General features: G+C 73.8%; 5 protein-coding genes. 1 reads left to right on the top strand and 4 read right to left on the bottom strand.

Translation table 11 applies throughout. From position 1 onward, the window contains the following. A partial coding sequence (locus AC51EU_RS20955; protein ID WP_496268549.1) for a DedA family protein occupies positions 1 to 498 on the bottom strand: 498 nt, incomplete at its 3' end. Between the two features lie 282 nt (positions 499 to 780). Between AC51EU_RS20955 and AC51EU_RS20950 the strand changes: the two genes are divergently transcribed. Next, positions 781 to 1,065 (top strand): heavy-metal-associated domain-containing protein, encoded by a 285-nt coding sequence (locus AC51EU_RS20950; RefSeq protein ID WP_496268548.1) that lies wholly within the window; start codon positions 781 to 783, stop codon positions 1,063 to 1,065. Positions 1,066 to 1,686: 621 nt separating this feature from the next. On the opposite strand, the gene AC51EU_RS20945 is transcribed toward AC51EU_RS20950, so the two are convergent. The 3 genes from AC51EU_RS20945 to AC51EU_RS20935 form a co-directional block, all read right to left on the bottom strand. Beyond that, a complete protein-coding gene (locus AC51EU_RS20945; protein ID WP_496268547.1) occupies positions 1,687 to 2,886 on the bottom strand; it encodes an FAD-dependent monooxygenase in 1,200 nt (399 codons plus the stop codon). 1 nt (position 2,887) lies between these two features. Beyond that, positions 2,888 to 10,075: an amino acid adenylation domain-containing protein gene (locus tag AC51EU_RS20940; RefSeq protein ID WP_496268546.1), complete on the bottom strand. Its 7,188-nt coding sequence runs from the start codon at positions 10,073 to 10,075 to the stop codon at positions 2,888 to 2,890. 135 nt (positions 10,076 to 10,210) lie between these two features. Next, on the bottom strand, positions 10,211 to 11,103 hold an 893-nt coding region (locus tag AC51EU_RS20935), incomplete at its 5' end, for a helix-turn-helix transcriptional regulator (RefSeq protein WP_496268545.1).

The raw sequence follows: 11,103 nt of genomic DNA, 5'->3' as shown, positions 1-11,103 counted from the left end.
GGTCCAGGAGAGGCCGATGCCGAGGAGGGTCGCGGTGAGCCGGTCGCCGGTGGCGGCGCTGCCGAGGTAGCCGAGGCCGACGGAGTAGGAGGCCCAGACGGTTTCGGCGATGCCGGCGCCGAGCGCGTAGCCGCGCGGGGGGTAGCGCAGGACGCCGGAGGCGAGGGCGCCGACGATGCGGCCGCTGGGCAGGAAGCGCACCACGATCACGAACGGCAGTCCGTACCGCTGGACCCTGCGGGAGGTCCATTCGAGCAGGGCGCGGCGGCGGGGGTCGCGGCGCATCCAGGCGCGGGCCGGGCCGCCGAAGCGGCGGGCGGCGAGGTACATCAGGAGGTCGCCGAGGGTGGCGCTGGCCGCGACGACGAGGAGGACGACCGGCAGGTGGAGTTGGCCCTGTGCGGCGAGGACGCCCGCGGTGACGAGGAGGGCGGAGTTGGGGACCAGTGGCGGCAGGGTGGTGAGGGCCAGCAGGCCGTAGAGGCCGAGTGCGTCCATCCGCCCGCCTCCTCGGTCGTCCCGGGTCCGTTGTTCCCAGGCTGGCGCGCGGCGGGGGGCGCGGCAACGCGTACGGGGGCGGCGCGGGCGCGGGCGTGCGCCGCTCAAAGGGGTGACACGGCGCGGAAGAGGGCGTGCCCTTCTTGGATTGATACCCCCTAGGGGTATACAGTGAGGGCGTCGTCAGGACACCGGCCGTCACTGGCACCCCGCACGGCACTGTGGCACCACAGGGAACGCATCACCACGCTCCCCACACATCGGCACTTCTAGGAGAATCCCATGGCCGAGAACGGCTCCTGCTGCACCCCCGAAGGCTCCTGCCACTCCGGCACCACCGAGGCGGGCGGCGGCGAGGTCAGCGTCACCTACAAGGTCACCGGCATGACCTGCGGCCACTGCGAGGGCGCGGTGTCGTCGGAGATCTCGGAGATCGCGGGCGTCACCTCGGTCCAGGCCGTCGCGGCCACCGGCCTGGTGACGGTCGCCTCCAAGGCGCCGCTGGACGAGGAGGCCGTCCGCGCCGCCGTCGACGAGGCGGGCTACGAGCTCGCGGGCCGCGCCTGACCCATTCCGCCACCCCTGCCGCCGGCACTCCGCCCGGCGGCGGGGGCGCGTCGTACGAACGGGCGGCATCCCGCACCGGGGGACATCCACGGCGTTCGGGCGACTTCCGCCGCCTCACACCAAGCATTCACAAATTGCTCACAACTGACACAACACCCATACGCCAGGGCCATGATCTTCAGATCGTGACCCTTGACCGCATTCGCCCTCATATGGCAAGAGACCCAGATCACAGCGTTTGGCAGGTAACCATCCCGGGGGGTCGAGAGTCTAACCAGGTGTGCAGGCACCCCGGCGGGGCCTGTACGGCAACGGCCGTGCCGGTCTTGGGGGATCGTGCGCGGCTACGCGTGGCCGGGGCGACGTGCCCGGGGAGCTTGAGCGGCCCTCCCGTTGTGCGCGTCCCGGCAGATCGCGGTGCACCCGGAACGCCCGGACGGATCCCGTGGGGGGAATCCGACCCGGGACATGGGAAGCGCCCCGCACTCCGGACCCGTGGGGGGATCTGGAGGCGGGGCGCTTTCGTCTTGCCGGGCCGCGGAGTGCCGGGACCACGACGCACAACCGCCGGCGGCCCCTCCCCCGCCCTCGGGGAAGAGACCGCCGGCCGCTACACCGCTGCTAGTCCCCCAGCCCCGGGAACGTCAGCGACGCCGTGTTGCGCTCCACCAGCTTCCGGCGCGGCACCCAGTGGAAGTACGCGTCCCGCAGGGCGCACCGCACCGGGTCGTCCACCTGCTCGAAGTCGCTGAGCTGCCGTGAGGCGGCCACCATCTGGCGGGCCCGCTCACGCCGCAGTTCCTCGTAACGGCGCAGCGCCGCCACCGGGTCGTCGCCGGCCCGGGACAGACAGTGCGCCAGGACGACGGCGTCCTCGATGGCGACACCGGAGCCCTGGCCGAGGCTGGTGAGCATCGGGTGCGCGGCGTCACCGAGGAGGGTGACCGGGCCCTCGCCCCAGCGCTCCAGGAAGGCGCGGTCGCGGGAGGTGACGCCGAGGATGGCGTCGGCGGGGGTGTCCGCGACGGCCTTGCGGACCTCGTCCGCCCAGCCCGCGTACGAGCGGAGCACCTGCTCCTTGCCGGCCCGGCCGCCGCGCCAGCCGGCGGCGACGGCGGACGGCATGTTCCGGGTGCCCCACCAGTAGACCTGGCCGTGGCCGATGTCGATCAGCCCGAAGCGGCGGCCGCGGCCCCAGTAGTGGTGCACCGAGCCGGGGGTCAGCCGCGGGTGCTTGTAGGGCACCACGCCGAGCCAGGAGATGTAGCCGCTGTCGCGGTGCCCCTCGCCGGGGCCGACCAGGGTACGGCGGACGACCGAGTGGAAGCCGTCGGCGCCGATCAGGACGTCGCCGTCGGCGTGCCCGCCGTCCTCGAAGGTGACCCGTACACCGTCGCCGTGGGCCTCGTACCCGGTGGCGGCGGCGCCCAGGTGGAGCGGCAGGTCGCCGGCGTGGTCCAGCAGGGCCTGCTGGAGGGCGGAGCGGCTGATGCAGACGCTGGGCGCGCCGACGGCGGCGATCGAGTCGGCGATGGGCAGGGCCCGGATCAGCCGGCCGCGGGGCGTCCTGACGTCGAAGACCCGCAGCGGGCGGCCGTACTTCTCCAGGTTGAGGTCGAGGTCCAGGGCGCGCAGGGCGGCGAGCGCGTTGCTCATCACCGACAGGCCGGAGCCCGCGGCCTTCAGCTCGGCGGCCCGTTCGAACACCTCGACGTGGACGCCGGCCCGGCGCAGCGCGACGGCGGTGGTGAGGCCGCCGATGCCGGCGCCGACGACCAGGACCTTGAGGGGGCGCCCGGAGCGCGGTGCGGAGGCGGTCATCTCAGGCGCCTCCACCGGGGCGGGTGACGGCGAGGTCGGCGACGGTTTTGGCGACGAGTTCGACATACGGTTCTTCCATGATCGTGAGGTGGTCACCGGGGACGTCGACGACGTCGAGGCGCCCGGTGGTCAGCGTGCGCCAGCCGTTGGCCGGGTCGGTGTACTGGCTGCGCGCCGCGCCGTGCATGTCGAGCAGGACCTTCGGCAGCGGTTCGGTGGCGTGCACCAGGGTGAGGTCCAGGTCGCGCACGTCGGGCCGGTAGACGGTGACGGCGCGCCAGTTGGCGGAGTAGACGGTGAACAGACGGCGGACGATGGCGCCGGTGCTGCCCGCGGGGAGCACGCCCTCGTCGATGGCCAGCCGGGCGATGAAGTCGAACTTCTCCTCCAGCGTGGTCAGTTCCGCCGGGATGATCTCCATCGGGGAGTCCCCGCCGCGGCGCAGCCACAGCAGCTCCCAGAAGAACCAGGCCAGCAGCGCGTCATCGCTGTACGTCTCGCGCTTGCCCTCGTGGAGGGCGACGGTGTCCAGCAGGACGAGCCGGCCGACCTCCTGCCCGGCGTCGGTGAGCTGACGGGCCATCTCGTACGCCACGAACCCGCCGAACGACCAGCCGCCCAGGGTGTACGGGCCCTCCGGCTGCACCCGCCGCATCGCCTCGACGTAGGACGCGGCGATCTCCTCGACGGAGCGCAGCGGGCTGGTGCCCGGGTCGGCCCCGGCCGCCTGGAACGCGTACAGCGGCAGCCCCTCCGGCAGATGCCGGGAGAACGGCACGTAGCACAGCACATTGCCGCCCATGGGGTGGACGAGGAAGAGGGGCGGGCGGTCGCCGCCGGGCCGGATGGGCACCAGCGGGTCGAAGCCGGCCGCGGCGTCGCCGCCGCGCAGCCGCTCGGCGAGCCCGGCGACCGTAGGGGAGGCGATGAAGCCGGACAGCGGGATGGCGGTGCCGTAGCGCTGCTCGACGGCGACGACGAAGCGCATCGCGGTGAGCGAGGTGGCGCCGAGGTCGAAGACGTTGTCGTGCACGCCGAGGGTGGGCAGCCGCAGGAGGTCCGCGAGGATCTCGACCAGCGCCGCCTCGTAGGCGTCGCGGGGCGCGGTGGTGTCCTTGGCCGCGGTGGTGAGGGGGACGCGGCGCAGGGCGGCGTCGTCCCGTTTGCCGCTGGGGGTCAGCGGGAGCGCCGGCAGCCACTGGAAGTGGGCGGGGACCATGTACTCGGGGAGGGTGGCGCGCAGCGCGGTGCGGAGGGCGCCGGTGGTCTCCTCGTCCTCCTCGCCGGTGAGGAACGCGGCGAGGAAGGTGTCGCCGCCCTCGTGGCGGCGGGCGACGACGGCGGCCTCGCGCAGGGCGGGGTGGTCGGCGGCCAGCGCGGCGAGGGCGAGTTCGGTCTCGGCCGGTTCCACGCGGAAGCCGCGGACCTTGACCTGGGCGTCGGCCCGTCCGGCGCAGACGATCGCGCCGTCGGGGAGGGTGAAGCCGAGGTCGCCGGTGCGGTAGAGGCGGGCGCCGGGGCGGGTGGGGTGGTCGGTGAAGCGTTCCGCGGTCAGTTCGGGGCGGCCGAGATAGCCGTCGGCGAGTGCCGCGCCGCCCAGGTGGATCTCGCCCTTGACGCCGGGCGGTACGGGCCGCAGTTCCGCGTCGAGGACGATGGCCTCGGCGCCGTCGACGGGGGTGCCGATCGGCGGGAGCGCCGGGAAGGCGGCGGGGTCGCCGGTGAGGGTGTGGCGGGTGATGACGTGCGACTCGGTGGGCCCGTACTGGTTCTCCAGGAGGACGCCGGGCAGCGCGGCGCACAGCCCGCGTATCTCGTCGGTGATCCGCAGCTGTTCTCCGGAGGAGATCAGCACGCGCAGGGCGCGCGGGGCGATGCCGAGGGCCTGCGCCGTCTCGGCGAGCTGCTGGAGCGCGACGTACGGCAGGAAGATCCGCTCAGTGCCGGTGGTGTCCATCAGCCGCAGCAGGGCGGGCAGATCGCGGCGCAGCGCGTCGTCGACGACCTGGAGGGTGCCGCCGGAGCAGAGCGTGGCGTACAGCTCCTGGAAGGAGACGTCGAAGCTGAGCGGCGCGTACTGGAGGGTGGGGCCGCCGACGGCGCCGCTGGGCTGCGTGTTCTGCCAGGCGACCAGGTTGGCCAGGGAGCGGTGCGGCATGGTGACGCCCTTGGGCTCCCCGGTGGAGCCGGAGGTGAACAGGACGTAGGCGCAGCTCGCCGGGTCGAGCGCGGCGGGCAGTGCGGCGCCGGTGTCCTCGGGGGTGTCCGCGCACAGGTCCTCCGCCGGCAGGAGCAGGGCGGGGTCGGGGACGAGGCCGGCGTGGGCCGGGTGGGCGACCACGCGCAGCGGGGTGGCGCGCTCCAGCATCGCGGCCAGCCGCTCGGGCGGGTAGCCGGTGTCGAGGGGGACGGCGGCGGCGCCGGCGCGGGCGATGCCCAGGGTGACGGCGACGGTCTCCGGCGAGCGGTCCATGGCGACGGCGATCCGGGTGCCGGGGCCGGCGCCGAGGGAGACCAGCCGGCGGGCGACGCGGGCGGTGAGGGCGTCGAGCGCGCGGTAGGTCAGCCGTCGTTCCCCGTGGGTGACGGCGACGGCGTCGGGGGTGCGGGCCGCCTGGGCGGTGAACATCCGCACCACGTCCGAGGCGGCGTCCGGCCCGGCGGGGGTGATCTCGGGCAGTGCCTCGGGGGCGAGGAATGCGAAGTCCGGGCGTGCGCCGGGCTCGGTGGTGATCCGCTCCAGTATCCGGGCGTACGCCTGCCCGAACAGTTGGATCTGTTCGGCGGTCAGGCTGCGTCCGTCGCCGTCGATGCGCAGCCGCAGCCGTCCGTCGGTGGGGTCGGCGACGGCGTTGACCAGCAGCTGGAAGTTGGTCTCCTCCCAGGTGCGGAAGGCGTCGAGGCCGATGCCGGGCAGTGCGAGGACATCGGTGAGCTGGTGGAAGTGGACGTAGTTGAAGGCGGTGTCGACCACGGTGGCGCCGCCGCGGTCCTCCTGGACGGCGCTGAGCGGGTAGCGGCGGTGCGGGTGGCTCTCCTGCTCCTGGCGGAAGAGGTCCCGGACGACGTCGAGCAGGCTGCCGGAGGTTCCGGTGACCCGTACGGGCATCGTGTTGAGGAAGAGGCCCAGGGTGCGTTCGGCGCCCTCCTCCTCGGGCCGCCCGTGGGTGACCAGACCGGTGGTGAGGTCGTCGGCGCCGGTGAACAGCCGCAGGGTCAGGCAGTACGCGGCGAACAGCACCGACTTCACCGGGACGGCGTGGGCGCGGGCCAGCTCCCGGACGGCGTGGCCCAGTGCGTCGGGCAGCGCCGTCTCGTGGACGACGAGGTCGTCGGGGCGGGGCGGCAGGGCGGGCCGGAAGCCGTCGAGGCGGGTGGCCTCGGCGCCGTCCAGCCTCTGCCGCCAGTAGGCCGCGTCGGCCGGGGAGTCCAGCGCGGCGCGCTCGGCGCGGACGTGGTGGGCGGGCGAGGGGACGGGGCCCTCGGGGACGGGGCCGATGGCGGCGCCCAGGGTGTGCGCGTAGTCCTGGAGGAGTTCGCGCAGCAGGTTGGCGACGCTGCCGCCGTCGAGGAGCGCGTGGTGGAAGCTGAGGACCAGCTCGACGGCGCCGGGCCGCAGATGGGCCCGGAAGTGGTGGAGCGGGGCCTGCTCGAACGCGTAGGGGTGGTGGCGGCGGGCCTCGACATGGGCGAGGATCTCGGCCTCGGCGGCCGCCTCGTCCAGCTCCCGCAGGTCGGCGATGTCGAGGACGCCGGTGACGCGGGGGTGGACGATCTGGAGCGGTTCGGAGAAGCCGGCCAGGTCGAAGGAGGAGCGCAGCGCCGGGTGCCGGGCGACGAGCCGGTCGACGGCACCGCGGAAGGCGTCCTCGTCCCAGTCGAGCCGCAGGGTGTAGCGGAAGACGTCCTTGTAGACGGCGGACGCCTCGTGGCGGCGGCTGTGGTAGAGCAGGCCGAGCTGGAGCCGGGTGACGGGGAAGGCGTCCTCGGCGCCTTCGAGGCGGGCCCGGTCGACGCCGGAGACCAGCGCGAACGGCGCGAGGCCGGACTCGTGCGGCCCGTCGTCGGCCGCGGTGGCGACGGCGGCGAGGCCGGCCACGGTCGGGTGCTGGACGAGGTCGCTGAGCGAGAAGCGGATGCCGCGGCGTTCGGCCTGGGCGCGGATGCGCAGCATGAGGATCGAGTCGCCGCCGAGCGCGTGGTAGTCGTCGTGGACGGAGACCCGTTCGGCCTGGAGGACGTCCTGCCAGACGGCGGCGAGGGCGGCCTCGGTGGCGTCGCGGGGCGCGGTGTGGGCGGCGGTGGACTCGGTGGTGGGGGCGGGCAGGGCGCGGCGGTCGGCCTTGCCGTTGGGGGTCAGCGGGATGCGGTCGACGCGCAGGAGGTGCGCGGGGAGCATGAACTCCGGCAGGGAGCGGGCGAGTTCGGTACGGAGCGCGGCCGGGTCCTGCTCGGTGTCGGCGACGTAGTAGCCGGCGAGGAAGGTGCCGCGGGCGGGCGTGGTGTGGTCGACGACGAGGGCGTCGCGGATGCCGGGGACGCGGGCGAGGGCGTTCTGCACCTCGCCGAGTTCGACGCGGTTGCCGCGGATCTTGACCTGGCCGTCGATGCGGCCGAGGTATTCGACGCTGCCGTCGGCGAGCCAGCGGGCGAGGTCGCCGGTGCGGTAGAGGCGGCCGCCGCTCTCGTAGGGGTCGTCGGTGAACTTCTCGCGGGTCAGCTCGGGCCGGTCGAGGTAGCCGCGGGCCAGCTGGACGCCGCCCAGGCAGAGTTCGCCGGGGACGCCGACGGGCTGGAGGAGGCCGTCGGTGCTCAGGACGCGCAGCCGGACGTTGTCGAGGGGGCGGCCGATCGGCACGCGGTCCACGGTGCGGCCGGGTTCGACGGGGCAGTCGTGGTAGGTGACGTCGACGGTGGCCTCGGTCGGGCCGTAGAGGTTGACGAGGCGGGGCGCGGTGCCGTCGGCGTGGCGGCCGGCGAAGACGCGGGCGAACTGCTCGACGCGGGCCGGGGGCAGCGCCTCGCCGCTGCAGAAGACGGTGTGCAGCGAGGCGGCGTCGGCGAGGAGCTGGGGCCGGTCCTCCAGCAGGTCGAGGAAGGGCCCGAGCATGGACGGCACGAAGTGCATCACCCCGACGCGGCGGGCGGCGAGGGTCTCCAGGATGCGGCGGGGGTCCTTCTCCCCGCCGACGGGCAGCAGGGCGACGGCGGCGCCCTCGACGGCCCACCAGAACAGCTCCCACACCGAGACGTCGAAGGAGACCGGGGTCTTCTGGAGGACGACGTCGTCGCCGGTCAGCGGGTAGCGGCGCTGCATCCAGGCGAGGCGGTTGACGACGGAGCGGTGCTCGACCATGGCGCCCTTGGGGGTGCCGGTGGAGCCCGAGGTGTAGATGACGTAGGCGAGGTTGCCGGGGCCGGCGACCGGCTCGGGCGTCGTGTCGGGGCCGTTCAGCAGCGCGTCGAGGACGCACACCTCGGCGTCGCCCGCGGCGGGGACGGTGGTGCCGTCGGCGGTGAGCACGACCTTGGCGCCGCTGTCGGAGAGCAGAAAGGCGATGCGGTCGGCGGGGTAGCCGGGGTCGACGGGGACGTAGGCGCCACCGGACTTGAGGACGCCGAGGACGGCGACGAGCGTCCGGGGGCCGCGCTCCAGCAGGACGGCCACCCGGTCGTCGGGGCGCACGCCGCGGGCGCGCAGGGCGTGCGCGACCTGGTTGGCGCGGGCGTCGAGTTCGGCGTAGGTGAGGCTCTCGCCGTCCGCGCCGTACACGGCGGTGCGGCCGGGCTGCCGGGCGGCGCGCTCCTCGAACAGGGCGTGCAGGGTGCGGTCGGCGTGCGGGACGGCGGGGCCGGTGCCGAAGGCGGTGATCCGCCGCTCCTGCTCCTCGTCCAGCAGCGGGATCAGCGCGGCGGGCGGGGCGTCGTCGGCCAGGCCGGCGGTCAGCAGCGCCTGGAGGTGGGCGGCCATCTCCTCGGCGGGGCGGTCGTCGTCGAAGACGTCGCACGCGTAGTTGAGGTCGATGTCGAGGTCGCCGGAGTCGTCGAAGGCGCGGATGAGGACGGCCAGGGCCTCCTGGTCGTGCGGGGTGGTGCTGAAGACGGTGTCGCGCCGCACCCCTTCGGGGGTGGTGATGCGCGGGAATCGCAGGGAGGAGAGCGTCACGTCGAAGAGTTGACGGGGCCCGGATTCGCCCGCGGAAATGTCCCGCAGCACGTCACCGAGCGGAAACCTCTGGTGCTGCTGGATTTCACGGACACCCTCACGGACCTCCGCGCCGATCTCCCGCAGGGTCTTTCCCGACCCGGCGTCGACGGCCAGCGGAAGCGTGTTGGCGAACTGCCCGACGACGGCGAGTTCCTGCCGGGTACGGCGATTGAGGAGCGGTATTCCGATCACCGCTTCGCCGGCCCGGTGCACACGGGCGAGATAGGTGCCGAGTGCCGCCGCGATATAGGAGAACGGGGTATTCCCGCCGGCCTTCATCCGTGCGACGTCGGCGGCCGGGACGGTGAACGTGACGGTGGCGGTGGGCCGGTCGCCGGCCCGGCGGGCGCGGGGGAAGAGGGCCGGGGTGAGGGCGCCGAGCCGGTCGCGGAGGACCGCGCGGTCGTGGGCGCAGTCCTCGGAGGCGCGGTAGCGGGCCTCCTCCTCCAGCGCGTCGAGGACACAGGGCACCGGGCGCGGGATGTCCTCGCCGCCGCCGGCGAAGTGCCCGTAGCGGTCGGATATCTGCTGGAGGACCAGGTTGTAGGCCCAGCCGTCGACGAGGAGGTGGTGGGTCTTGAGGTGCACGGCGATGTCGCCGGCACCGGCCTTGAGCAGGGCGGCCTCGACGAGGCGGGTGCGCCGGGGCTCCATGCCGCGGTGGTTGGTGCGGGCGCACCAGGCGGCGCGGGCGGCCTGCGGGTCGTCCTCGCCGGAGAAGTCGATCACCTGGATCGGGGCGGGTCCCTCGCCGGTCTCGCGCCACTGCACGGGAGTTCCGTCGCGGTCGTCGAAGCGGAGGGAGAACGTCTCGTTGTCCCGCAGTACGGCGGTCAGTGCCGCGTGCAGCGCATCGTTATCCACCTCCCCGGTAAATCTTTCGTAGAGCACCGCATTGAACTGCGGGGTGCCGGGAGTCCGGGATTCTGCCATCCAAATGTCGCGCTGATATGCGGTCAGCGGATACCGGTGGGGCTGCACGTTCGGTCGCCTTCCATCTGGGCAGACGCTTGAGGCGTACTTGCGAGTACCACCGAACCTAGTTCGCTCCGCATATGCCCTTCTACTACGTCATCGCGTAGCCCCCGCAAACACGGACAACAAAGAACTACGCACTTACGCAGTCCGGTCGGTCTCCCCGGACAGTCCGGCCGCGCGCAGCAGATCGATACGGGAGTTCACCCCGAACATGCGGAAGATCTTGCGCAGGTGGTAGCCGACGGTGTGCGGGGAGATCTCCATCCGGCGCGCGATCTGGCGGTTGGTCAGCCCCTGCCCGACCAGCCGGACGATGACGCGTTCCTGTTCGCTCAGGCTGCGTCCACCCGGCGCCGCGGCGGCCGGCCCGGGGTCGTCGGGCGGCGTCCCGCCGCGTACGGCGGCACGGGAGAAGTCCCGGCCGGTGTCCGCACGGCCGGTTCCGGACAGTTCGGAATCTACGCGCGACACACCAGCCGGTGGCTGGACCGGGACACGTAATTCGGGCGCGCACCCGGCCCAGTTGCCGTACCGCGCCTCCGGTCCCGCCGCCTGCCGCAGCAGCGCGGCGCGCAGCGACGGCGGGACGGAGTCGCGCACCGCGCGCCACAGCAGGGTGCTGCGGAAGAACACGCCCCGGTCGTCGTAGCCGGCCACACCGGAGGCGGCGGCCTCCTCCAGCACCCGCAGCAGGGCGCCGGGCGAGAGTTCCAGGACGGCGCCGAGCAGGTCGAAGCGGACGTGCCGGCCGAGGACGGCGGTGACCCGCAGCAGTCCCCGGCAGTCCTCGGAGTGGTCGAGGAGGGTGGACCGTACGAGGGTGTGGAGCCGTTCGGGCAGCCGGGGCACGAGCAGCCGGGCCTCGTCGCCGGTGGTGCGGACGGTGCCCTCCTCGGCCATGCCGCGCAGCAGCTCGACCAGGAGCGCGGGATGCCCGGCGGCCTCGGCGATCAAGCGGGCCAGGGCCGGGGAGGGCGGGGAGCCGAGCAGGTCGGCGGCGAGCTGGCGGGCGGCGGGCGGTTCCAGCGGCC

The organism is Candidatus Streptomyces philanthi (assembly GCF_059553635.1).
This window is presented reverse-complemented; position numbering and strand designations above follow the sequence as displayed.